The organism is Pseudomonas sp. R1-18 (assembly GCF_051132095.1).
In the GTDB taxonomy this organism is placed as follows: domain Bacteria; phylum Pseudomonadota; class Gammaproteobacteria; order Pseudomonadales; family Pseudomonadaceae; genus Aquipseudomonas.
The window spans coordinates 427,296-451,748 of the sequence record NZ_CP071658.1 but is presented as its reverse complement, the minus strand read 5'-3'; the positions used below and the strand labels follow the sequence as shown (position 1 = coordinate 451,748).

Here is a 24,453-nt window from a genome sequence, read left to right as displayed (position 1 = left end):
ACATGGCGATCCCACGACCGGTCGATGACTGTTTCGTGACAGCCAATCCGTAGCTCCATGAGTAATTAACCGCCGGCTATTTGCCGAACCCCGGTCCGGGTGCGTTACCATCTGCGGTCCGACGCGGCAACCTGCCGCGCGCAGGAGTACGCATGGCTCACCCGTTCGCAACACTGACTCCAGATCTCGTCCTCGACGCCGTGGAAAGCATCGGCTTTCTCAGCGATGCCCGCGTCCTGGCGCTCAACAGCTATGAAAACCGCGTCTATCAGGTCGGTATCGAAGACGGTCAGCCGCTGATCGCCAAGTTTTATCGTCCGCAGCGCTGGAGCAACGAGGCGATTCTCGAAGAGCACAGTTTCACTGCCGAACTGGTCGGGGTGGAGGTGCCGGTGGTCGCTCCACTGGTGCACAACGGCGCGACGCTGTTCGAGCATGCGGGCTTTCGGTTCACGCTGTTTCCACGACGCGGCGGCCGTGCGCCCGAGCCGGGCAACCTCGATCAGCTGTATCGCCTCGGCCAGTTGCTGGGCCGTATCCATGCAGTCGGCGCGGCCAGGCCCTTCGTGCATCGCGAAGCGCTTGGGGTGAAAAACTTCGGACACGACTCGGTCAACTACCTGCTGGAAAATGAATGCATTCCACGCAGCCTGCTGCCGGCCTACGAGTCAGTGGCCCGCGACCTGCTCAAGCGTGTCGAAGACGCCTATGCGTCGACCCCGTACACCAACATCCGCATGCACGGCGACTGCCATCCCGGCAACATGATGTGTCGCGACGAAATGTTCCATATCGTCGATCTGGACGACTGTCGCATGGGGCCTGCGGTGCAGGACATCTGGATGATGCTGGCCGGCGACCGCCAGGAATGCCTGGGCCAGCTGTCTGAGCTGATGGACGGTTACAACGAATTTCACGATTTCGATCCGCGCGAACTGGCCCTGATCGAACCGCTGCGCGCCCTGCGCCTGATGCACTACAGCGCCTGGCTGGCGCGGCGCTGGGACGATCCGGCCTTCCCGCACAGCTTTTCCTGGTTCGGCACCGAACGGTATTGGGGCGACCACATCCTGGCGCTGCGCGAGCAACTCTCGGCCTTGAACGAGGAGCCGCTCAAACTGTTCTGAACCGCCCGACCCCGCGGCATGTGCAACGCATGTGTCGCACCGCGCTTCAACCATAAAAACCAGACCTGAAACAGACAGATAATCTTTGCTGCAAGGACGACCCATGCAAACTGCCAACCTGCGCCGCGGCTACATTCTTGGCCTGAGCGCTTACATCATCTGGGGGCTGTTCCCCATCTACTTCAAAGCCATCGCCAGCGTCCCTGCGCTCGAAATCATCATCCATCGCGTGTTGTGGTCGGCGCTGTGCGGTTCGCTGCTGTTATTGGTGTGGAAGCACCCTAACTGGTGGCGCGAGTTGCGCGACAACCCGCGACGGCTGGCGGTGCTTGCGTTCAGCGGTACGCTGATTGCGGCCAACTGGATGGTCTACGTGTGGGCAGTCAATAACGGGCGCATGCTCGAAGCCAGCCTGGGTTACTACATCAACCCGCTGATCAACGTGCTGTTGGGTATGTTGCTGCTGGGCGAACGCCTGCGGCGGATGCAATGGCTGGCCGTTGTGCTGGCCGCCACGGGTGTGGCGCAACAGGTCTGGCACGTCGGCAGTCTGCCGTGGGTGTCGCTGGTGCTGCCGTTGACGTTTGGCTTCTACGGGCTGATCCGCAAGAAAGCGCCGGTCGCGGCGCTGCCCGGCCTGGTTGTAGAAACCTGGATGCTGGTGCCTCTGGCTTTGGCGTGGTTGTTGTTCAATCCGATGGCGATGAGTGCGCAGCCCGCCTTCTGGACCACGACCGAAGCCTTGTGGCTCGCGGCTGCCGGCCCGGTCACGCTGATACCGCTGGTGTGTTTCAACGCCGCCGCCCGCCATTTGCCGTTCACGACGCTTGGCTTCCTGCAATACCTGGCACCTACCCTGGTGCTGGTGCTTGCCGTGGCGTTCTATGGAGAACACCTGAGCACGAGCACGCTGATCACCTTCGCATTCATCTGGGCCGGTCTGGCCCTCTACAGCGTCGATGCCTGGGTAAACCTGCGCCGCAGGGGCTGATCAAAAAACGCACAAACCTCTGCAGGCCTTTATTCTCTTGGCCTGCAGAGCGTTCTCCCAAGGTTATCCACAAGCAGGCTCATGTTAATTGTGCACAAGCCTGCTCGCTGATCATTTTTTGATCAGAAGCTTCAAGCCCTTATGTATTGCGGTCTGCAAGGCTATTCCCCCAGCTTATCCACAGGCGGATGCACGGATACCTTGGATAACCCTTCAGCGGCTCAAAGATCCGTACGCAGGACCAGTTCGACCATCAGGTCATCGGCCAGTGTTTCGAGTCGGGCCTGCAAGTCGTCTAGCAGCAGGTCGACGGGCACCCCCAGCGTGGCGTTCGCATGAAACAACGGCTCATTGCTCATGGGCGCTGGCGTGACGTCTGTAACCAGTCGCTCGACGTTGACGCCCTGCTCGGCCAGCAGCCGCGTGATATCACGCACGATGCCGGGACGGTCGTTGCCTACCAACTCCATGCTGATCGGTTTCCAGCGGCTATCGGCCTCAGCGTCCACGCTGCTCTCCGCCAGCAACACCCGGATGCCGTGAGCCGCAAGCGCGTTGAGCGAATCGATCAAGGCATTTTTGTTATCGGGTGGAACGCTGACCCGCAGGATTCCCGCGAATTGGCCGGCAAGCCGTGACAGGCGACTTTCCAGCCAGTTGCCGCCCTGAACGGCAATGCAATCGGCGATGCGCTCGACCTGGCCGGGTTTGTCTGGAGCAACCACTGTAACGACGAGATGTTCCACGCTCGATATCCTCTTCTGATCATGGCACCGCCAGCGAAACTGACGAATGTCGAGCAAGTATAGGCAAGAGCGGCGTGCTGGCTGGCCGGATGCGCATGGTCGCGAAAGGACATATCCAGAAGCATTTTCACGCTGACAAGCCTCATGTAGTATTCCGCGGCGCGCACTACATAATCCAAGACCAATAACAGAGCGCTCCCTGAGTGAGCTCGCCCCTGCTGAGCAGAGTGAGGCAATAGCAATGACCGAGTACGTTCAAGTCGGTGACCTGCGGGTCGCCAAAGTCCTGTTCGACTTCGTGCAGAACGAAGCCATCCCCGGCACTGTCATCGACGCAGCCGGTTTCTGGGCTGGCGCGGATCAGTTGATCCATGACCTGGCACCGAAAAACAAAGCCTTGCTCACCAAACGCGACGACCTGCAGGCCAGAATCGATGCGTGGCATCAATCACGGGCCGGCCAGGCGCACGATGCATCGGCCTACAAGGCGTTCCTGCAGGAAATCGGTTACTTGCTGCCGGAAGCGGCGGACTTTCAGATCACCACGCAGGACGTCGACGAAGAAATCGCCAGCATGGCCGGCCCGCAACTGGTGGTGCCGGTCATGAACGCGCGCTTTGCGCTCAACGCGTCCAATGCGCGCTGGGGCTCGCTGTATGACGCGCTCTACGGCACGGACGCCATCAGCGAACAAGGCGGTGCCGAAAAGGCCTCGGGTTACAACAAGGTGCGCGGTGACAAGGTCATCGCCTTCGCCCGCGCCTTCCTCGACGAAGCCGCGCCGTTGGCCGCGGGCTCCCATGCCGACTCCACTGCCTACAAATTGATCGATGGCCGATTGGTCGTCAGCCTCAAAGGCGGCAGCAATACCGGTCTCAAGGATGACGCGCAACTGATCGGGTTTCAGGGAGAAGCTTCGGCGCCGTTCGCAATACTGCTCAAACACAACGGTCTGCATTTCGAAATCCAGGTCGACGCGGCCAGCCCTGTCGGGCAAACCGACCCGGCGGGCGTCAAGGACATCCTGGTCGAAGCCGCGCTGACCACCATCATGGATTGCGAAGACTCCATCGCCGCGGTCGACGCCGACGACAAAGTGCTTGTCTACCGCAACTGGCTGGGCTTGATGAAGGGCGATCTCGCCGAGTCGGTGACCAAAGGCGGCGAAACCTTCACGCGCACCATGAATCCCGACCGCGTCTACACCACGCCCGAGGGCGAAGAAGTCACTCTGCATGGCCGCTCGCTGTTGTTCATCCGCAACGTTGGCCATCTGATGACCATCGATGCGATCCTCGACAGGCACGGCAACGAGGTGCCGGAAGGTATCATCGACGGCCTGCTGACCAGTCTCGCCGCCGTCCACAACCTCGACGGCACGACCTCACGCGGCAACAGCCGTACCGGCTCGGTGTACATCGTCAAACCCAAGATGCACGGCCCCGAAGAAGTCGCCTTCACCAACGAACTGTTTGGCCGTATCGAGCAGGTGCTCAGCCTGCCGCGCAATACCCTCAAAGTCGGGATCATGGACGAGGAACGTCGCACCTCGGTCAATCTCAAGGCGTGCATACAGGCGGCACGCGAGCGAGTGGTGTTCATCAACACCGGATTCCTGGATCGCACCGGCGACGAAATCCATACCTCGATGGAAGCCGGCCCGATGGTGCGCAAGGCGCAGATGAAAGCCGAGCCGTGGATCGCCGCTTATGAAAACTCCAACGTCGATATCGGGTTGAAATGTGGATTGCCGGGTCGTGCCCAGATCGGGAAAGGCATGTGGGCCATGCCCGACCTGATGGCGGCGATGCTCGAACAGAAGATCGCTCACCCGATGTCCGGCGCCAACACGGCCTGGGTGCCATCGCCCACTGCCGCTGCGCTGCACGCCCTGCATTATCACAAGGTCGATGTGTTCGCCCGTCAGGCCGAACTGGCCCAGCGCACGCCGGCGTCGGTCGCCGACATCCTGACCATTCCGCTTGCACCCGCGACGGACTGGACGGCAGAGCAGATCCAGAACGAACTGGACAACAACGCTCAGGGCATCCTCGGCTACGTAGTGCGCTGGATTGACCAAGGCGTCGGCTGCTCCAAGGTCCCGGACATCAACGACATCGGCTTGATGGAAGACCGTGCCACACTGCGGATTTCCAGCCAGCACATGGCCAACTGGCTGCGTCATGGCGTGGTCAGCGAGGCCCAGGTGCTGGAAAGCTTCAAGCGCATGGCGACGGTAGTGGATCGGCAGAACGCCAACGATCCGGCCTATCGTCCGCTGGCTCCGGACTTCGACAGCAACATCGCATTCCAGGCTGCGGTCGAACTGGTCATCGAAGGCGCCCGACAACCCAACGGCTACACCGAGCCGGTGCTGCACCGTCGACGCCGAGAGTTCAAGGCCCGGTTCGCAAGCTGATGTATCTATGGGAGCGCCCGAGGGGCGTTCCCACAGGTCGGCGTCATTCGGCCGCATCCTGTAAGAACAAATCAACCAACAAACAAGAAACGCAACAGATTGTCGTAAGACCTTTCTTTAATTGCCTTGCCCCCCTCCCGCGCCGTATTCGCCTGCGTCCGCCAGTGCTATTTCTCCCTCCGCTCATTCTTAACCCGCCACGCTCCGTTCATCCGAACGCGTGATCGCAGGTGCATCGAACAGGACTCAGGGAGAGCCACATGAATCATCTTGCCATCGTTATCGGCGATATCACCGACCATGGAGGAAGCGTCATTAGTGGCGCGAAAACCTTTTTCATCGATAACGTTGCCGTTGCCCACATCGGCTGCGAGGTGCTGTGCCCATTGCATGGCCCGACCCGCATCGTCACCGGTCAGAACCACTTCGTGGTGGAGGGCCATCCGGTCGCCATCGAAGGCGACCTGACCAGTTGCGGAGCCCGCCTGATCTCACAGCAGCAAAGCTGCTTCTGGATCGACGGTCAGCCTGCGGCCATGGGCGTTGCGGCTTACTCACCCAGCGAGACCGAGTCGTCGACCGGCCAGGCTTTTATCCAGCCTTTGGCGGCAGCGCCTGCGGCCACAACCTGGACCGCGCCCAGCGACATCCATTGCAATGAGTGCTTCCAGTTCATCAGCACTCGACGTCTGCCGCTCGGCCACCTCAATTACGTCTTGCTGCAAGACGGCCAGTGCATCGCCCGAGGCGTGCTTGATCGCGAAGGCCGGAGCCCGCGGCAAGGCAGCAGAGGCCCCGCTTCCCTGGACATAGCCATTAGCGCCCCGTCACCTGTTCTGGAGTAACCGCCATGTCCCTGAGTGATTTTCAACGCACCAATGCCATAGGCCCCGATACCCTGTTCGCCCTGCCACAGGCAACCTCGCAGACTTACGCCCCAACCGACACGCCACCCAAGGAGGTCATCGTCGAGCCCTTGGCCCTAACCCGCCTGCCCGCCGCCATGCGCAACATGGGCTGGCACACGGCGGCGGCGCTGATGCAAAGGTGGTTCGACAGCCCGGCGTGGGAGATGCCGGAGGAGTGGAAGCGCGATAAAACAAAACCGGAGCCGGTGACACTACGCCCGGAAGTGTGCGACGAGACCATTGTGAAAATGGACTGGGCAATGAAGTTCGATCGCTGCAAAGACGCGGTAGCGTCAGTAGAGACCAGGTTGGCCAGCGCCCCAGCCATCGGCCTTTTGAAAGAACGGCTCAAAAGCGCTGGATGGGATGGGGCCGGCACTTTCACTTTAGGCCACAGCCATTTATCAGCTCGGGAAATGGACGGGCTTTCTCAGGTAAATATCGCAAGCCTTGGCGGGGCATGGGATGTCTTAGACGACATGTATGGCGCGCTTGGATCGGCCACACTGAAAATTGGCGTTATAGGAAGCACTGTAGAAGAAAAAAATGCTACCACCAAACAATCACGTCATGTTTTCCATATAGAAAAAGCCGGATTCTATATACGCGATCATTATGATTTCAATGGCTTTCAATACTTAGGCAGCTGGACAGAGGATCGAGTCTTAACTAAAGCTGAGACCATAATGAGCGTGACAGCGCACGGGCAAGTTATCTTGCGCCTGAAAGAAGGTCCGTTCGCTGTAGTAACCAATAGCGACTTCCGAAAGTTTCGTAGCAAACACGAACACGGCGGAGATTTCATCGTTTATTCGGACGTACTCTGGAGAACAGTCGACCGGAAGATTGAGCTAACCCAATGGTCATGAGCACTCATTCAAGACGGGCCTTGCTCGCTACGGCTTACGTAATTATCGCGATCAGCCTGTGGGCCGCTTCGCGCTGGTGGGAAAAAGGACTGGCCGAAAAAATCGATGGGGCGATCATCAGCCCGGGAAAATGCTACAGAATCGACAGCTACAAACCATTCTGGGTGATGCCGACGTTTCTTCATCCGTGGACTACTCCTGATAAGCAATCCGAACCGGAGTGGTTCATTAACTGGATACAGCCTGGCTTTGACCGCTTGTATGACAACAGAAGCGGCGTTCAGCTTGGTGAAAGCGAAATTTATGACTTTGGTCGTTCGGGAGGCAATGGCATCTTTTGGGGCGATAGATCCAGACCCGGCGTGTACGCTGGCATGATCTATCTAGGCCCAAACTCCGCTGACTGCATTGGCGATCAGCCCGCGCATTCACTGTCCGGCAAGTAGTAGCAGATCCTCAGGCCACCCACCAAACCTGCTCGCAGCGCATCAAGGCTGCGAGCCCACAGCGGTTTCGTCTGCGGGAACAATGCACTCAGCTCATCCCCAATTCCCGCTTGACCAGTTTCACCAACTGCTTGGTATTGAGTGGTTTGAGCAGGAAGTCCACGACGCTCAGGTGCATCGCGTCGATGGCGTCGCGCACGTTCGCGTCGCCGGAGACGATGATGATCGGCAGTCCCGCCTGGTCCGATTCCCGGACTTGACGAATAAGGTCGAGGCCGTCGCAGGGTGCCATGCGCAGGTCGGTGATCAACAGGCCGATCGATTGTCGTGTGCGCAGCAGTTGCATGGCACTGTCGCCGCCTGATGCAGTGAGGCAACTGATGTCATTGAGGCTGAGAATTTCGGCCAGCAGCTCGCGGGCGTCGCTGTCGTCATCGACGATCAGGACACGTTGCGGGGCATCGCAACCGGCTTGCAGCATGACCTGAGACAAGGCGTCACGCTCTTCATCGCTCAGGATGTCATGGTCGATCATTACGGTCTCATCTTTCCCTGGACTTCATTCTGACCGCAAAGGTACGTAAACCTGCGGCGCATTTCGTCGGCATCCTGGCCAGAGTTCAAGCGCCATCCGGTGCGCTTGTCGAAACAGCTTATACACAACTGAGCCGCGTCGGAAAGCCTTCGCACGCGTAAGACTTACGTCCAATGGGCACTGCATCGGAAGCGACCGACCATGAACGCCAATAACAAAAACGCGGTAAAGGCCATGAGCAAGGCAGATGCTTTCACCCAGGCAGGCAAGACGGCAGTACTGCAGAACATCCACGGAACCATGCAGTTCCTGCAGAAATACCCGCCTTTCAACCAGATGGAAAATGCTCATCTGGCGTATCTGGTCGAGCAATGCCAGCTGCGTTTCTACGCCGCGCAAGAGAGCATCATCAAACCTGCCGACGGCCCTGTCGAACACTTCTATATCGTCAAACAAGGGCAAGTCGTGGGTGAGCGGCCGCATTCGGCCAAAGGCGGCACCGAAACCACCTTCGAGATCAGCGCGGGCGAATGTTTTCCGCTGGCAGCCTTGCTGGGCGAACGCGCCACCCGAACCGAGCACCTGGCAGCCGAAGACACTTTTTGCCTGCAACTGAACAAGCAGGCATTCATCAAGCTGTTTGCGCTGTCCACGGTATTTCGCGATTTTGCCCTGCGTGGCGTCAGCAGTCTGCTGGATCAGGTCAACCAGCAGGTACAGCAACGCGCCGCGGAAACCCTCGGCACCCAGTATTCGCTGAATACCCGGCTGGGCGAGCTGGCCATGCGGCATCCGGTGATGTGCAGCCCCGAGACGCCGATGCGCGAGGCCGTCAAGCTGATGCATGAGCAGCAGGTTGGCAGCATTGTCATCATCGATGAGCAGCAGGCGCCACTGGGCATCTTTACCCTGCGCGATCTGCGCGAGGCAGTTGCCGATGTGAATGTCGACTTCGCCCAGCCGATTCGCCTGCGCATGAGTCATTCACCCTTTTTTCTCAGCCCTGACGCCAGCGCGTTCGACGCAGCCGTCGCCATGACCAGTCGCCATATCGCTCACGTTTGTCTGGTGCGCGACGGGCGTCTGTGCGGCGTCGTGTCCGAGCGCGACCTGTTTTCCCTGCAACGGGTCGATCTCGTGCATCTGGCGCGCACCATTCGCAATGCTCCGCGCATCGAGGCGCTGGCCAACCTGCGTGGCGACATCGTGCAACTGGTTGACCGGATGCTGGCCCACGGCGCGTCGTCGACCCAGATTACCCAGATCATCACGCTGCTCAACGATCACACCGTGTGCCGGGTCATCGAGCTGACGCTGGAAGAAAAAGGCGACCCCGGGGTCGCGTTCACATGGCTGTGCTTCGGCAGCGAGGGCCGGCGTGAACAGACGCTGCATACCGATCAGGACAACGGCATTCTGTTCGAAGCCCGGGACGCTGCGCATGCGGCGCAAATACGTGGCCTGCTGCTGCCGATTGCCGAGTGCATCAATCAGGTTCTGGCGCAGTGCGGATTCACGCTGTGCAAGGGCAACATCATGGCGGGCAACCCCGAACTCTGCCTGTCACGCGCGGAATGGTCGAGACGCTTCGCGGCTTTCATTCGGGAAGCCACGCCCGAGAACCTGCTGGCGTCGAGCATTTACTTCGACCTGCGCGTGGTGTGGGGCGATGAAGGCGGCGTCGAGCAGCTGCGCCGCTCGATCCTCGATCAGGTCGGTGACAACCGGTTGTTCCAGCGCATGATGGCGGAAAATGCCTTGCGTCATCGACCACCTGTAGGGCGTTTCAAGGATTTCGTGCTGGCCCGCAAGGGCGCGGAAAAAGACACGCTGGATTTGAAGACCGAGGGCCTGACACCTTTTGTCGACGGCGCCCGGCTGCTGGCGCTGGCCAATGGTATCGGCGCGATCAATACCCTTGAGCGCCTGCGCCAGCTGGTGGAGCGCGAGGTGGTTGATCCACTGGACGGCGCGGCCTATGAAGAGGCTTACCATTTCATTCAGCAGGCACGCATGCAGCAGCATCAGCTGCAGAGCCGTCAGAATCTGCCCTATTCCAACCGGATCGATCCGGACACGCTCAACCATCTGGACAGACGTATCCTGCGCGAATCGTTTCGCCAGGCCCAGCGCCTGCAATCCAGCCTGTCGCTGCGCTATCAGCTATGAAACTGTTCGACTGGCTGCGTCCCAGACCGCAGAAAACCCCGCTGGACGAGCTGCAGCGTCAGCGTGTTGCCCGGTTGCCCGAGTGCGCCAGGCTCAGCAACCAGCCGTTGCGTCAGCAACGCTGGGTGGTTCTGGATCTGGAAACCAGTGGCCTGAACATGAATCGTGATCAGGTGCTGTCGATAGGCGCCGTGGTGATCGAGGATGGCGCCATCGATCTGGGTCAGCAATTCGAGCGCACGATTCTGCGCGTCGATAACAAGGTCAGTCCAGCGGTGCTGCTTCATGGGCTGGCGCCTAGTGCTATCGCGGCGGGCAGTGAACCGGTCGAGGCGTTTCTGGACTTCATGGAGTTTGTGGGAAGCAGCCCGATCCTGGGGTTCCACGCGCCATTCGATCAGCACATGCTGGCCCGCGCGCTGAAAGACAGCCTGGACTACCGCTTGCAGCATCCTTTTTTCGATGTCGCGGAAATTGCGCCAATGCTGTTCGAGCATGCCAACCTGCGCCATGCCGCGCTGGACGACTGGACGCGGTTCTTCGGCCTGCATGCCGAGGAACGCCACAATGCCAGTGCCGACGCGCTGGTGACCGCAGAACTGGCGTTGATCCTGTTCAGCCATGCGCGCAAACAGCAGCTCGACAGCCCGGCCGCTCTCGAAGAACGCCTCGGTCAATGGCGCAGACGCAAGCAGTCGCATTCGTTCTGATTCCGTGTTCGCTACAAGTTCAGCGCACACCGCGGTCCTTATGGAAGCCAGCTTGGATCACCCGTCTTTATCGCCTGGTCAAAGCTCTCGCCAGCAAGCTGGCTCCTACACGATTGCAATGCGCTGCGATCTCGTGGGAGCCAGCTTGCTGGCGAGGGGCCGGTACAGGGTTCGATAGATCCATCATCTGCACTGGCCTCTTCGCTACAGACAGCCTGATTGGATTAAAGTAGCGCCCCCGCGATATGCCTTTCGCCTGTGGATATGACGATGAAGAGCCAAACCGTGCGCCGCTGGTCGGTGGTCCATACCTGGAGCAGCCTGATCTGCACGCTGTTCCTGCTGATGCTGGCGATTACCGGCCTGCCGTTGATCTTTCACCATGAAATCGACCATCTGCTGGGTGACGCGCCTCACTATCGGGAAATGCCCGCCGACACGCCGCGCCTTAATCTGGAGCAGCTGGTCAGAGCCGCCGAAGCGCATCGCCCGGGCGAGGTCATGCAGTACTTCGGCTGGGACGAGGAAGATCCGAACGGCGTCATGGCTATTACCGCCGCCACGGCAGGCACCGAGCCCAATTCATCACACACCTTCGCACTCGATGCGCGCACCGGCGAAGCGCTGGAAATGCCGTCGGCCAACGGCGGCTTCATGATGTTCATGCTGCGCCTGCATGTCGACATGTACGCCGAACTGCCGGGCAAGCTGCTGCTGGCGTTCATGGGCCTGCTGTTCATAGTGGCGATCGTCTCGGGGACGGTGTTGTACGCGCCTTTCATGCGCAAACTCGATTTCGGCACCGTGCGCGCCGGCAGATCAGGACGCACACGATGGCTAGACCTGCACAACCTGATCGGCGTGGTGACGCTGACCTGGGCACTGGTGGTCGGCGTAACCGGCGTGATTAGCGCTTGCGCCGATCTGCTGATCGCTTCATGGCGCAACGATACGCTGGCCGCAATGGTCGCTCCGTACCGCGACGCACCGCCGCTGACCCAGCGCGCCCCTGCCGACCGCTTGCTGGACATCGCCGCAAGCGTGGCACCGGGCATGGAGCCGGATTTCATTGCCTTCCCGGGTACGCGGTTCTCCAGCGAGCACCATTACGCTGTATTCCTCAAAGGCGACACTCATCTGACCGCGCATCTGGCGACGCCTGTGCTGATCGATGCCCGGACCCTGCAAGTGACTGCGGTGGTCGGGCGCCCCTGGTACATGGACGCTCTTGGCATGTCGCAGCCGCTGCATTTCGGTGACTACGGCGGTATGCCAATGAAGATCCTCTGGGCCGTGCTCGACGTATTGACCATCATCGTGCTGGGCAGCGGGGTCTACCTGTGGTGGGTCCGACGCCGCGCGCCCGTCTCGGCTGCGACGTCCAGGGTGCAGGTCACGCAATGAGCAAGCGCCGGACAACGCGCAAAACTTTCGCCGTCCCCACGCTGATCGGCCTGCTCACCGCGGCTGGCCTGTTCGCCGCGCTGCTGGGCGATGGCTGGTGGGATGCGCTGGCGTGGCTGGGCATGGGCGCTGCGGCGGTGCTGGGTATCAGAGGGCTGCTGGCTCGCTAGGCGCGGGCCGGGCAGCGTTCCGCGCTGTCCGCAAAAAAGCCCGAACATCCATGGCTCGAAATCAGGACAGTGGTGGGATTGCGCGGCCTCGTTGTGCTGTCTAGTCTAGGCATCCGCCCGTCCCGAGGAAGATCCATGTCAGCTCCCACCATGACGCTGTACTTCAATGCCGCCTCGCCTTTCGCCCGCAAAGTGGTCGTGCTGCTCCACGAAACGGGCCAGCTCGACCGGGTTACATTGCATCCCACGACGCTGACGCCCGTCAGCCCTTCGGCGGAGCTAAACGCAGAGAACCCCGTCGGCAAGCTTCCGGCCCTGCGCCTGGCTGACGGTAATGTGATCCACGACAGCCGGGTGATTCTCGACTTTCTGGACCACCAGCATGTCGGCAACCCGCTGATCCCTCGCGAAGGCTCGGCGCGCTGGAGACGCTTGACGCTGGCTTCACTGGGCGACGCGCTGATGGATGCGGCATTGCTGATCCGTTACGAAACCGCCCTGCGCCCCGAAGACAAACACTGGGACCTGTGGCTGCAGAATCAGCAGGAAAAAATCGAACGCACGCTCGCGTACTTCGAACAGGAAGCCATCACCGAGCTCAGCTCATCGTTCGATGTGGCTTCGATTACCGTCGCGGCCGCCCTTGGCTATCTGGACTTCCGCCAGCCTGAACTCGGCTGGCGCAGCACCTGGCCGCGATTGGCCAGTTGGTATCTGGAGGTCAGCCAGCGTCCTTCGATGCTGGCGACCCAACCCCGCGTCTGACGGCCAGGGGCAAGCTGCCGCAGCCAATCAGCAATCGGGTTTGTCTGCGGTATAGCGCCTGGCCGGGTTGACCGCCGCGTCGAACTCGCGCAACGCCTTGGCGCCGATCAGCAGCGGGTAGTTGAAGTGGCTGCGGTCCACCAGATTGACCTCGACGGTGCGCTTCTTGTCGCCCAGGCAGAGTTCGAGGTCGATCACCGGGCGTTTCACCGGATCGATATCCTCGTCTTCCTCTTCACCGTCGGAACGGCCTTTGATCTTGCTGATCCGCGACACCTTGTGTTCGTAGACCTTGTTGCCCGCGCCCTCGGTAGCAAGACGGAAGCGCACCCAGTCGTCACCGCCGCGCTGAAACAGTTCGATGTCCTTGGCCGACAGCGATGCGGTCAGCGCACCGGTGTCCATCTTGGCCTTGAACGTCTTGCCTATCTCGGGGACGCTGATGTTTTCGTAACGACCGTACAAAGTGGGGTCAGCAGCCATGGCTGGCAACGCCAGCAGAGACAGAAGCGCCAGTATCGGTTTCACGTGATGGGTTCCTCTGAGGGGCAGCGCCTGAATGACGCGAAATTTAGACAGCGGCGCAGCCTTTGGTTCGGCGAACCGAAAAGCCACGCCCACGAAATTGTTAGCGCATGAAACATTTGTAAGCACCTGTGCATTTGGCGTGGCTGGCGAGGATCTTTATCATTGCCGGCCCGGAACCCGACCCAGATCCCTTCAGAGTCTTCTATGCGCCGTGTGCTCACCGGCAGTTTCGTCACCCTGCTCCTGCTCATCAACACGCTCGTGTTGATCGGTCCGCTGCTGGTTTTCGCACTGCTCAAGTTGTTGTTCAAGGGTCGCCTGCGCGACCGCTGTTCAGGCGCCGTCATGTGGATTGCCGAAACCTGGGCCGAGATCGACAAGCTGATCTTCGCGACCTGCATCCCGACGCGCTGGGACATTCGCGGCGACGAAGGCCTGCGCAGCGATACGTCCTATCTGGTCATCAGCAATCATCAGTCCTGGGTGGATATCCCGGCACTGATCCAGGCGCTCAACCGGCGAACGCCGTTCTTCAAGTTCTTCCTCAAGAAAGAGCTGATCTGGGTGCCGTTGCTGGGTCTGGCCTGGTGGGCGCTGGATTACCCGTTCATGAAGCGCTACACCAAGGCATTCCTCGCCAGAAATCCGGAACTCAAGGGCAAGGATCTGGAGATTACCAAGGCGGCCTGCGAACTGTTCAAGCGCCAGCCGGTGACCATCGTCAACTATCTGGAAGGCACGCGCTTCACCGCTGCCAAGCACGCCGCGCAGGCCTCGCCCTACTCCGACCTGCTCAAGCCCAAGGCGGGCGGCGTCGCCTTTGTATTGGCGGCGATGGGCGAGCAACTGGATGCAATTCTCGACGTTACGGTGGTTTACCCGGGCAACCGCATTCCGGGTTTCTGGGACATGCTCTGCGGTCAGGTCCCAGAAGTCATCGTCGATATCAGAACCCGCGAGCTCGACCCGTCGCTATGGCAAGGTGACTACGAGAACGACCCGGTATTTCGCGAGAAGATCCAGACCTGGGTCAACCAGCTCTGGATCGAGAAGAACGCACGTATTGCAGAGTTGCGGCGGGAATCAAAAAAAGGGGGGCACACCTGACACTTTTGACAGCTAGACAGCCCACAATAAGCCGCTGAAACTGCCTCCATGCCAATGATGGAGCATACTGTGATGTCTACCGCACAGGCAGCCGTGCCGATCGTGTATCACTATGACGCCCTAGACCGACTGGCGAGCCGTACTCCGGCCGGGCAGCTCACTATTCGGTACTTCTATCTCTCTGACCTACTGAGTTCTACCGTACAAAGCCAATGCCACCAGAGATTTTTTCGAGCGGGTCCTCAGATACTGGGTTGGCGCACGGTCGAGGCAGGCGCAGCCAGAAATGCGTTGCTGGTGACAGATAGGGCATCTTCTGTTCTGCACAGCATGGAAGATCTGAAACCCCAATCCTATGTCTATATGCCCTACGGGGTTCAACACCCGGCAGCAGGCGCGCCCGGGATGCCAGGCTTTACCGGCCAGCAAGCCGATCCGACCACCGGGCACTACCTCCTGGGAAACGGAGCGCGAGCGTTTAATCCTGTCCTGATGCGTTTCAATAGCGCCGATACCCTCAGCCCGTTCGGCAAGGGCGGAATCAATGCATATGCCTACTGTTCGGGTGATCCTGTCAACAGTACTGACCCGTCAGGTCACTTCGTTTCGAAATTGCTGGAGGTTGCAGCGACAGTGCGTTTCGCGATCCGCACCCACATCGCAGCCGCCTGGAGCCCACAGCAAAGCAGCATTCTGCGTACCACGTTTCAGGCTTTATCGCGCAACCCTACTCCGATTGCGCCCATGTCACCTGCCAGACAAGCGCTGCAAGACGCTATTGCCCCCTTGAGCCTCAAGAACCCATTCATCGAGAAACTCAATGCAGTCAATCGCAATCTCGCCAGTCATGGGGACCGCGGCCTTTCGATGTCTCATGCCCGGGAATACGCTGAATTGGCAAAAAGTGTTGCTGCTGGCGAACTCAGCAATACCGCTGCCCATGTCGAAGCGGCCGGGACATGGATCAATTTGTATCTGCAAAAGCGAAGTCCCAGCGCTTTGGTGGGCATCGTATTCAATTATGGCGGAGCGTTCTCTGCCGGAATCAAGGATCACGATTTCCGCGCGACCGGGCAAGCGCTTCGCATGGGTGGCACCCGCTAACCCGGCATCAGCTGCCAGCGCCCCATAGCCCGCTCAGGCTCTGCAATGCCGAGCCGCTGGCGCCTTGCTGGCCGAGGTATTGCAGAATCACCGGGACAAACTGGCTGACCATGCTGCTGTCCATGCCAAGCGCCTTGAAGGCACTGTTTACGTCGCCCATGTCCTGCACGTTGCCCAAGGCCTGATTGAGCACCGAACTGTTGCCCGATTCTTTCGCGCCACCGAGCAGTCCGCCCAGCCCACCGCCGCCGAGGCTGTCGAGAGCCGACAAGCCGGAGAGTTGATCGAGGCCTGGAACCGATTTCGTCAGCTGCGAATAGTCCGCGCCGGTCAATTTGTTCTTCGCCAGCCCCAGCAGCGCGCCAGTGCCGCCGACGGCCTGTTCAGGCGTGACATTGAGCTGAGTGCCCAGCGTGTTGAGCAGACCGGCCGCCTCGGGCGCTGCCGTTGCTTTCTGATTGCCGCTCGTGGCGTTGGTGACTGCATTCGCTGCGTCGTTGAGATTGAAGGCCATTGCCTGGCTTGTCGCCAGCGCCATCAATGTTGCCAGTGCCATACCGCGTGCAGTGTTCATGTGCTCGACCTCATCAAACCTGAACCGCCCGTGAGTAGGCGGAAAAACACTCGGTTTGACTGGACGGGCAAGGGCTTGTTCCCAGCGTGAGAGGCCGGATAGGGGTTATTTCCTACCGGAGTGCACGCCCACAGTCATCGCAGGAGCGCGGTTTTCCGCGATCCCGGTCGCGCCAGCGAACAAATGTGTCACTGGCCGACCGTGGTCGCGGGTAAACGCGCTCCTGGAGACCCCGGCGTTTTTACGCAGCGCTGAACAGCTTATGCGGATCGATCACGAATTTCTTCGGCACGCCGGCGTCGAATTCGCCGTAACCACGCGGCGCATCGTCGAGGCTGATGACTTCGACACCGACCACATCGGCGATCTTGATACGGTCCCACATGATGGCCTGCATCAGCTGCCGGTTGTACTTCATCACCGGGGTCTGGCCGGTGTGGAAGCTATGGGATTTTGCCCAGCCCAGGCCGAAGCGGATGCTCAGGCTGCCCATCTTCGCAGCGGCGTCGACCGCTCCCGGATCTTCGGTGACGTACAGGCCGGGAATGCCGATCTTGCCTGCCACGCGCACGACGCCCATCAGGGAATTGAGCACAGTGGCCGGTGCCTCGGACTGCGCGCCGGCGTGTCCGTGTCCACGAGCCTCGAAGCCCACCGCATCGATGGCGCAGTCCACTTCCGGTTCGCCCAGTAGCGCAGCGATCTGCTCGTGCAGCGGCGTGTCCTGAGACAGGTCAGCGATCTCGAAGCCTTGCGCCTTGGCGTGAACCAGACGCGCCGGGTTCACGTCGCCGACAATCACCACCGCCGCGCCCAACAGCCGTGCCGATGCTGCCGCCGCCAGCCCGACCGGACCGGCACCCGCCACGTACACAGTGCTGCCTGGGCCGACGCCAGCCGTCACCGCGCCGTGGTAGCCGGTCGGCAGAATGTCGGACAGGCAGGTGAGGTCGCGAATTTTTTCCATGGCCGCGTCGCGGTCCGGAAGTTTGAGCAGGTTGAAGTCGGCATAAGGCACCAGCACGTATTCGGCCTGGCCGCCGACCCAATCGCCCATGTCGACATAACCGTAGGCGCCACCGGCCCGCGCGGGGTTTACCGTCAGGCACACGCCGGTGTGTTGCTCCTTGCAACTGCGGCAGCGGCCGCACGCCACATTGAATGGCACCGATACCAGATCGCCGACCTTGAGATTCTCGACATCGCGTCCGGCTTCCAGTACTTCGCCGGTGATTTCATGACCGAGCACCAGTCCGGTCTGGGCAGTAGTGCGACCGCGAACCATATGCTGGTCCGAGCCGCAGATATTAGTGGAGACCACGCGCAGGATCACACCATGCTCGATACGCTTGCCGCGTGGGTCCTGCATTTTAGGGAAGGGAATCGTCTGTACTTCGACCTTGCCAGCGCCGAGATACACCACACCACGATTGTCAGACATGCTTTTCACCTCGCTTTTATTGTTGTCGCGGAGAAATACGCTGCGTGCTTCAGGTGTTGCGGCAACGCATGGATTGCTTGTTTGACTTGCGTCCAAATTTTTTTGTGGGAGCGGACTTGTCCGCGAAGAGGGCAGTGCCACCACAGCATGTGCATTGCCTGTAGTACGTCTTCGCGGACAAGTTCGCTCCTACAGAACTACGGTTCTATTGGCGTTGAGAAACACCCGACGCTCTATGTGGTAACCCACCGCCCGGGCCAGTGTCAGGCCTTCAATATCACGGCCTCTGGCAATCAGGTCCTCTGGATAATGGCTGTGATCCACTACCTCCACGCCCTGAGCGATGATCGGACCTTCGTCCAGGTCGTTGTTGATGTAGTGCGCCGTCGCGCCCACCAGTTTGACGCCCTTGTTGTAGGCCTGGTGGTAAGGCTTGGCACCCTTGAAACCGGGCAGCAGGGAGTGATGGATGTTGATTGCCTTGCCATCGAGCTTGCGGCATAGCTCCGGGGACAGCACTTGCATGTAACGGGCGAGAATCACCAGCTCGGCGCCCGACTCCTCGACGACACGCCAGACCCTGGCTTCCTGCGCCGGCTTGTCATTGGGGTCCAACGGGAAATGGTAGTAGGGAATTCCATGCCAGCGGGCGAGCGGTTCGAGATCGGGATGGTTGGACACCACGGCCACCACGTCCATCGCCAACTGGTTGATGCGCTGGCGATACAGCAGGTCGTTCAGGCAGTGGTCGGCCTTGGAAACCATGATCACGACTTTGGGCCGGTAGTCGGGCGCGGTCAGCTCGAAGACCATGCCGAAATCCCTGCCACGTTCCGCAAGCCCGGCGCGAAAGCCCTGCTCGTCGAAGCCATCGGGCTGGCGGAACTCGACGCGGATGAAGAAACGGTTGGACAGCCGGTCGTCGAACGAGTGGTGCTCAGTGACGTAGCAGCCCTGCTCGAACAAATAGCGCGTCACCGCGTCTACCGTGCCAAGCACGCTGGCGCAGTCGGCGGTCAGAATCCATGTATCGGGCGCGCGACTCATGCCTGAATTCCCAATCCGTATTCGGCGGCTGCGTCCTGCAGCCATAGCCACCAGTAATCGGCGAAGCTGCGGCGGATCAGCAATTCCCAGGTTTCCTCGCCGGTGCGCCGAATGACCAGCTGCGACTTGGCGAACACCGTGCCCACCGCCTTGCCAACCGGAAAGTTGTCCGGATGCACGTCGTAGCTGGTGGACTTCATCAGCACCTGGCGCACTTTCGGACCGGTCAGTTCAAGAATCGACTGGCCGCCGCTGACGTTGACGATTGAGATATGCAGCCCGGCCAGCGCGTCACGCAGCTTTTGCTCTGTTGCGAACTCTTCGCCGGTCGGCACGATCAGCAGCCACTCGTCGGGCCCCATCCATTGCAACGAGCTTTCACCACTGACAACGAGCGTAAGCGCCGCCGGCAGCTCCATGCCCAGCGCTTTGTGAACCCCGGATGCGAACGCCGGATCGCGGGCATCACCGCGAATGGTCAGATGGCCAAGCAGTTTTTTCTCGCGCAACAGCACGCCGGGGTTCGAGCGACCTTTGCCGACCAGGCTTTCCAGGCTGGCATGAAACAACGGCGATTCGGCCTTGGCACCGGTGGTGGGACGTTGCTGGTAAACATTGACTGTGGTCATGAATCACCTGTTATGAATTCTGTTGTTGCGGAGAACCCGATCCTGTGGGAGCTAGCTTGCTTGCGATAAAGTCGGAACGACTTTCAGGTAAGCGCGCATCAACTGTTTTCACGACTGCTTCGCAGCCGATCGCGAGCAAGCTCACTCCTACAGGGATATCAGCCTCAGACGTTCTGCCGCTCGCCCTTCGGATCGAAGAACACCGAGGAAACAATCTCGGCTTCGATCACGCTGCCGTCCGCCAACGGAGCGAAGACTTTTTCGCCCATACGCTTCAAGCCTCCCTTGACCACACCCATCGCAAACGAATAACCCAGCGAGTTATGCGCGTAACTGGACGTCACGTGGCCGACCATGTTCATTGGGATTGTCTGGTTGGTGTCGAACACCAGTTGCGCACCTTCGGGCAGCCACTTGGTCGGGTCGACGGGCTTGAGGCCGACCAGTTGCTTGCGCTGTTCACGCACGCAATCTTCGCGATTCATGCCCCGCCAGCCGATCCACGAAAACGGCTTGGTCCGCCCGACGCACCAGCCCATGTTCAGGTCGTCAGGCGTCATCGAGCCATCGGTGTCCTGACCGACGATGATGAAGCCCTTTTCGGCACGCAGTACGTGCATGGTCTCGGTGCCATACGGCGTCAGGTTGTACTTCTTCCCGGCCTCGACGATCTTTTCCAGTACGCCCATCGCGTAGTCGGCCTGAATGTTGACTTCGTACGAGAGCTCTCCAGTGAAGGAAATCCGGAACACCCGCGCCGGAACGCCGGCCACCTGCCCTTCTTTCCAGGTCATGAAAGGAAACTCTTCACGGCCCAGGTCGATGTCGGTCACTTCAGCCAGCAGCTTGCGGCTGTTGGGGCCGGACAGGGTGAGCGTCGCCCAGTGGTCGGTGACCGAAGTGAAATACACCTTCAGGTCGGGCCATTCGGTCTGCTGATAGATTTCCAGCCACTGCAGAACGCGGGCCGCGCCACCGGTGGTGGTGGTCATGATGAAGTGGTTGTCGCCGACGCAGGCGGTCACGCCATCGTCAAAGACCATTCCGTCTTCCTTGCACATCAGGCCGTAGCGCGCCTTGCCCACATCCAGCTTGGTCCAGGCATTGGTGTAGATACGGTTGAGAAATTCACGGGCGTCCGGGCCCTGAATGTCGATCTTGCCCAGCGTGGATGCGTCCAGCAGACCGACACTGTCACGCACGGCCTTGCATTCGCGAGCGACCGCCGCGTGCATGTCCTCGCCACGTTTTGGGAAATACCAGGGCCGCTTCCACTGCCCCACGTCCTCGAATTCGGCGCCGTTCTTCACGTGCCAGGCGTGCAGCGCGGTAAAGCGCACCGGCTCGAAAATGTGCTTGCAGTGCCGCCCGGCAATCGCGCCGAAGGTCACGGGCGTGTAGTTGGGGCGGAACATGGTGGTGCCCATTTCCGGAATGGAAACGTTGAGCGAGCGAGCCGCAATGGCCAGGCCGTTGACGTTGCCCAGCTTGCCCTGATCGGTGCCAAAGCCCAGCGCGGTGTAGCGCTTGACGTGCTCGACCGACTCGAAGCCCTCGCGGGTCGCCAGTTCGATGGCGGCGGCGGTGACATCGTTCTGCAAATCCACGAATTGCTTGGGCGCGCGGGCCGTACCTTTTTCGTGCGGCACCTGGAACAGCGCGACGGCGGGCTCTTCGGCGCGGCTGAGGGCCTTGGGCATGACGCCTTCCACGGCCTTGAACCCGGCTTCGCTTGCTGCGCGCGCGCCACCTTCGAAACCGTCCGCCAACGTATCGGCCAGGCTATAAACGCCGTTCACGCCGCCGACACAAACACGCTTCTGCGGCGCTTCACCGGGCACGAAGCCGAGTATGTCTTCGCGCCAGACGGGCTTGCCGCCCAAATGCGAAGCCAGGTGAACAATCGGGCTGTAGCCACCGGAGCTTGCGATCAAGTCACAGTCCAGCCACTCGCCGGGACTGGTGACGCTGTGAGCGGCAACGTCGATGGCCGCAACCCGCGCAGCGCTTACTCGTTTGCTGCCACGCGCTTCGATCACCGCGCTGGAGGTCAGAATGCGAATGCCCTTGGCACGCGCTTCCTCGACCAGCGGGCCGCGCGGGTTGTGCCGCGCGTCAGCGATAGCCACGACCTGCAGACTGGCGTCGAGCCAGTCCAGCGCGACGCGGTAGGCATAGTCGTTGTTGGTCGACAGCACCAGTTTCTTGCCGGGCGCGACACCGTAACGGCGCACGTAAGTGGAGACCGCACCGGCAAGCATGTTCCCCGGTACATCGTTGTTGCTGTAGACCAGTGGGCGCTCATGGGTGCCGGTTGCGAGCACTACACGTTTGGCCCGGACCCGGTGCATACGCTGGCGCACCATGCCGATGGGCGCGCGGTCGCCGAGGTGGTCGGTAAGACGTTCATGAATGGTCAGGAAGTTGTGGTCGTGATAGCCATTGACTGTGGCGCGCGGCAACAGCGTTACGTTGCGCAGGCTCTTCAATTCCCGGACTACCTCTGCAACCCATTCAGCCGCGGGCTTGCCGTCCAGGCTTTCGCGGCTGTCGAGCAGGCTGCCGCCGAATTCTTCCTGTTCATCGGCAAGAATCACCCGGGCACCGCTGCGCGCAGCCGCCAGCGCCGCCGCCAGACCCGATGGGCCCGCGCCGACGATCAGCACGTCGCAATGCTGGTTCATCGCATCGTAGCTGTCGGGATCGTTCTCGGTTGGCGAACGCCCAAGCCCTGCCGCCTTGCGGATGTACTTCTCGTAAGTCATCCAGAAGGATTGCGGGTACATGAATGTCTTGTAGTAGAAGCCCGGCGGCATCAGCTTGCCGCCGACTCTGCCGAGAATACCCATCATGTCGTTGTTCACGCTTGGCCAGCCATTGGTGCTGGTGGCAACCAGGCCAGAGTACAACGCCTGCTGAGTGGCGCGCACGTTGGGGATCTGCGTCGCTTCGGTAGCGCCGATCTGCAGAACCGCATTCGGCTCTTCGGAACCGGCGGCAAAAATGCCGCGCGGGCGGGAATACTTGAAGCTGCGGCCGATGATATCGACCCCGTTGGCCAGCAACGCGGACGCCAGCGAGTCACCTTCATAACCCTGGTAGGTCTGGCCGTTGAAACTGAAGTTGAGCACTTTGCTGCGGTTGATGCGCCCGCCATTGGGCAATCGGTTGTTCTGGCTCATACCTTGTCTCCCTGGCCACTGGCTGCCTTGTCGGTGAAAGCGGGCTTGGCGCCAATCGGATAGGTTTCGAGAATCTCGTAAGTCACCGTATTGCGCGTCATGTTGAAGTACTGACGGCAACCGGCGACGTGGTTCCACAGCTCGTGATGCAGCCCGCGCGGGTTGTCGCGGAAGAACAGGTAGTCGCCCCACTGTTCGTCGGTGCAGGCGCCCGGGTCCAGCGGACGCGGGATATGGGCCTGGCCTGACGGGTGAAATTCCTCTTCGGAGCGCAGCTCGCCACAATGAGGACAGAAGATATGCAGCATGGTCGGACTCTCCTGTTAGTGGGCGACAGCGGCAGCGCCGTGTTCGTCGATGAGAGCGCCATTGTGAAAGCGCTCGATTGAAAAAGGCTTGGCCAGTGGATGCATCTCGCCCTTGGCCAGGCTTGCGGCAAACACGTTGCCCGAGCCGGGCGTAGCCTTGAACCCGCCGGTGCCCCAACCGCAGTTGAAGAACATGTTGGGGACCGGCGTCTTGGAGATGATCGGGCAGGCGTCCGGCGTGGTGTCGACGATGCCGCCCCACTGGCGGTTCATGCGCACCCGCGACAGCACCGGAAACATCTCGACGATGGCCTGGATGGTGTGCTCGATGACCGGATAGGAACCGCGCTGGCCATAGCCGACCCAGCTGTCGATACCGGCCCCGATCACCAGGTCGCCCTTGTCGGACTGGCTGATATAGCCGTGCACCGCGTTGGACATGATCACGCTGTCGATGATGGGTTTGATCGGCTCGGATACCAGCGCCTGCAACGGATGGGATTCGACCGGCAGGCGGAAGCCGGCGAGTTTTGCCATGTGTCCGGAGTTACCGGCGGTCACCACGCCGACGCGCTTGGCGCCGATGAAGCCCTTATTGGTTTCCACACCGACGCAGATGCCGTTTTCCTTGCGAAAGCCGATCACTTCGGTCTGCTGGATCAGGTCCACGCCCAGAGCATCGGCAGCGCGGGCAAAGCCCCAGGCCACTGCGTCGTGACGCGCCACGCCGCCACGGCGTTGCACGGTCGCGCCGATGATCGGGTAGCGGGTGTTTTTCGAGCAGTCCAGATACGGGATTTCCTCGGCGACCTGCTTGCCGTTGAGCAGTTCGCCATCCACGCCGTTGAGGCGGTTGGCGCTGACACGGCGCTCGGAGTCACGCATGTCCTGCAGGGTGTGGCACAGGTTGTAGACGCCGCGCTGGGAGAACATGACGTTGTAGTTCAGGTCTTGCGACAGCCCTTCCCATAACTTCATCGCATGTTCATACAGGTGAGCGGACTCATCCCACAGGTAGTTGGAGCGCACGATGGTGGTGTTGCGCGCGGTATTACCACCGCCCAGCCAGCCTTTTTCGACGACGGCGACGTTAGTGATGCCGTGTTCCTTGGCCAGGTAATAAGCGGTCGCCAGACCATGCCCGCCGCCGCCGACGATGACCACATCGTAGACCTGCTTTGGCGTGGGCGTGCGCCACATGCGCTGCCAGTTTTCATGGTGGCTGAGGGAGTGTTTGAGAAGGCCGAAGCCTGAGTAATGTTGCATCTGGGGCG

At 60.6% G+C, this 24,453-nt stretch carries 23 protein-coding genes; 13 read left to right on the top strand and 10 right to left on the bottom strand.

The window, feature by feature from the left end:
• Positions 1–152 precede the first annotated feature (152 nt).
• Both J3P77_RS02025 and rarD read left to right on the top strand, forming a co-directional pair.
• A complete protein-coding gene (locus J3P77_RS02025; RefSeq protein WP_434679279.1) occupies positions 153–1,127 on the top strand; it encodes a serine/threonine protein kinase in 975 nt (324 codons plus the stop codon).
• 103 nt (positions 1,128–1,230) lie between these two features.
• On the top strand, positions 1,231–2,118 hold the full coding sequence (rarD, locus tag J3P77_RS02020; protein WP_434679278.1) for an EamA family transporter RarD: 888 nt from the start codon (positions 1,231–1,233) through the stop codon (positions 2,116–2,118).
• A gap of 221 nt (positions 2,119–2,339) precedes the next feature.
• On the opposite strand, the gene J3P77_RS02015 is transcribed toward rarD, so the two are convergent.
• Positions 2,340–2,864 carry a glycine cleavage system protein R gene (locus J3P77_RS02015; RefSeq protein WP_434679276.1) on the bottom strand — a complete coding sequence of 175 codons (525 nt, stop codon included), beginning with the start codon at positions 2,862–2,864 and terminating at the stop codon, positions 2,340–2,342.
• A 241-nt stretch (positions 2,865–3,105) separates the two neighbouring features.
• Between J3P77_RS02015 and J3P77_RS02010 the strand changes: the two genes are divergently transcribed.
• The 4 genes from J3P77_RS02010 to J3P77_RS01995 all read left to right on the top strand — a co-directional run bounded on the left by J3P77_RS02010 (position 3,106) and on the right by J3P77_RS01995 (position 7,506).
• Positions 3,106–5,283: a malate synthase G gene (locus J3P77_RS02010; RefSeq protein ID WP_434679274.1), complete on the top strand. Its 2,178-nt coding sequence runs from the start codon at positions 3,106–3,108 to the stop codon at positions 5,281–5,283.
• 260 nt (positions 5,284–5,543) lie between these two features.
• Positions 5,544–6,128 (top strand): PAAR domain-containing protein, encoded by a 585-nt coding sequence (locus J3P77_RS02005; protein WP_434679272.1) that lies wholly within the window; start codon positions 5,544–5,546, stop codon positions 6,126–6,128.
• A 5-nt stretch (positions 6,129–6,133) separates the two neighbouring features.
• Positions 6,134–7,060: a DUF6402 family protein gene (locus J3P77_RS02000; protein ID WP_434679271.1), complete on the top strand. Its 927-nt coding sequence runs from the start codon at positions 6,134–6,136 to the stop codon at positions 7,058–7,060.
• Entirely contained in the window at positions 7,051–7,506 is a 456-nt protein-coding gene (locus J3P77_RS01995) for a hypothetical protein (protein WP_434679269.1), read from the top strand. The genes J3P77_RS02000 and J3P77_RS01995 overlap by 10 nt, the downstream gene beginning before the upstream one ends.
• Before the next feature lie 88 nt (positions 7,507–7,594).
• Here the strand turns inward: J3P77_RS01995 and J3P77_RS01990 are convergent, their stop codons facing one another.
• Positions 7,595–8,041 (bottom strand): response regulator, encoded by a 447-nt coding sequence (locus J3P77_RS01990; protein ID WP_434679267.1) that lies wholly within the window; start codon positions 8,039–8,041, stop codon positions 7,595–7,597.
• Between the two features lie 234 nt (positions 8,042–8,275).
• Between J3P77_RS01990 and J3P77_RS01985 the strand changes: the two genes are divergently transcribed.
• The 5 genes from J3P77_RS01985 (at position 8,276) to J3P77_RS01965 (ending at position 13,259) form a co-directional block, all read left to right on the top strand.
• Entirely contained in the window at positions 8,276–10,210 is a 1,935-nt protein-coding gene (locus tag J3P77_RS01985; protein ID WP_434681834.1) for a putative nucleotidyltransferase substrate binding domain-containing protein, read from the top strand.
• Positions 10,207–10,920, top strand: coding sequence for a 3'-5' exonuclease (locus J3P77_RS01980; protein ID WP_434679266.1), 714 nt, complete (start codon positions 10,207–10,209; stop codon positions 10,918–10,920). The genes J3P77_RS01985 and J3P77_RS01980 overlap by 4 nt, the downstream gene beginning before the upstream one ends.
• Positions 10,921–11,190: 270 nt before the next feature.
• The gene (locus J3P77_RS01975; protein ID WP_434679264.1) at positions 11,191–12,324 is read left to right on the top strand and encodes a PepSY-associated TM helix domain-containing protein; all 1,134 of its coding nucleotides are present in this window, start codon (positions 11,191–11,193) and stop codon (positions 12,322–12,324) included.
• Positions 12,321–12,494, top strand: a complete 174-nt coding sequence (locus J3P77_RS01970) for a hypothetical protein (protein ID WP_434679263.1) — start codon at positions 12,321–12,323, stop codon at positions 12,492–12,494. The genes J3P77_RS01975 and J3P77_RS01970 overlap by 4 nt, the downstream gene beginning before the upstream one ends.
• 135 nt (positions 12,495–12,629) lie before the next feature.
• Entirely contained in the window at positions 12,630–13,259 is a 630-nt protein-coding gene (locus tag J3P77_RS01965) for a glutathione S-transferase family protein (protein WP_434679262.1), read from the top strand.
• Between the two features lie 27 nt (positions 13,260–13,286).
• Here J3P77_RS01965 and J3P77_RS01960 read toward each other — a convergent pair whose 3' ends face one another.
• Positions 13,287–13,787 (bottom strand): ATP-dependent zinc protease family protein, encoded by a 501-nt coding sequence (locus J3P77_RS01960; RefSeq protein ID WP_434679260.1) that lies wholly within the window; start codon positions 13,785–13,787, stop codon positions 13,287–13,289.
• Positions 13,788–13,991: 204 nt separating this feature from the next.
• On the opposite strand from J3P77_RS01960, the gene J3P77_RS01955 reads away from it, so the two are divergent.
• Positions 13,992–14,894, top strand: coding sequence for an acyltransferase (locus J3P77_RS01955; RefSeq protein WP_434679259.1), 903 nt, complete (start codon positions 13,992–13,994; stop codon positions 14,892–14,894).
• 72 nt (positions 14,895–14,966) lie between these two features.
• Positions 14,967–15,998: an RHS repeat-associated core domain-containing protein gene (locus J3P77_RS01950; protein WP_434679258.1), complete on the top strand. Its 1,032-nt coding sequence runs from the start codon at positions 14,967–14,969 to the stop codon at positions 15,996–15,998.
• Positions 15,999–16,005: 7 nt separating this feature from the next.
• On the opposite strand, the gene J3P77_RS01945 is transcribed toward J3P77_RS01950, so the two are convergent.
• From J3P77_RS01945 to J3P77_RS01915, 7 genes are all read right to left on the bottom strand, one after another.
• Positions 16,006–16,572 (bottom strand): DUF2780 domain-containing protein, encoded by a 567-nt coding sequence (locus tag J3P77_RS01945; protein WP_434679256.1) that lies wholly within the window; start codon positions 16,570–16,572, stop codon positions 16,006–16,008.
• 241 nt (positions 16,573–16,813) lie between these two features.
• Positions 16,814–18,013 (bottom strand): formaldehyde dehydrogenase, glutathione-independent, encoded by a 1,200-nt coding sequence (fdhA, locus tag J3P77_RS01940; RefSeq protein WP_434679255.1) that lies wholly within the window; start codon positions 18,011–18,013, stop codon positions 16,814–16,816.
• A 189-nt stretch (positions 18,014–18,202) separates the two neighbouring features.
• Positions 18,203–19,060 (bottom strand): formyltetrahydrofolate deformylase, encoded by an 858-nt coding sequence (locus J3P77_RS01935; RefSeq protein WP_434679254.1) that lies wholly within the window; start codon positions 19,058–19,060, stop codon positions 18,203–18,205.
• Positions 19,057–19,689, bottom strand: a complete 633-nt coding sequence (locus J3P77_RS01930) for a sarcosine oxidase subunit gamma (RefSeq protein WP_434679252.1) — start codon at positions 19,687–19,689, stop codon at positions 19,057–19,059. The genes J3P77_RS01935 and J3P77_RS01930 overlap by 4 nt, the downstream gene beginning before the upstream one ends.
• A gap of 164 nt (positions 19,690–19,853) precedes the next feature.
• A complete protein-coding gene (locus J3P77_RS01925; RefSeq protein ID WP_434679251.1) occupies positions 19,854–22,871 on the bottom strand; it encodes a sarcosine oxidase subunit alpha in 3,018 nt (1,005 codons plus the stop codon).
• On the bottom strand, positions 22,868–23,179 hold the full coding sequence (locus tag J3P77_RS01920; protein WP_434679250.1) for a sarcosine oxidase subunit delta: 312 nt from the start codon (positions 23,177–23,179) through the stop codon (positions 22,868–22,870). The genes J3P77_RS01925 and J3P77_RS01920 overlap by 4 nt, the downstream gene beginning before the upstream one ends.
• Positions 23,180–23,194: 15 nt before the next feature.
• Positions 23,195–24,445, bottom strand: coding sequence for a sarcosine oxidase subunit beta family protein (locus J3P77_RS01915; protein WP_434679248.1), 1,251 nt, complete (start codon positions 24,443–24,445; stop codon positions 23,195–23,197).
• Between the last annotated feature and the right edge of the window lie 8 nt (positions 24,446–24,453).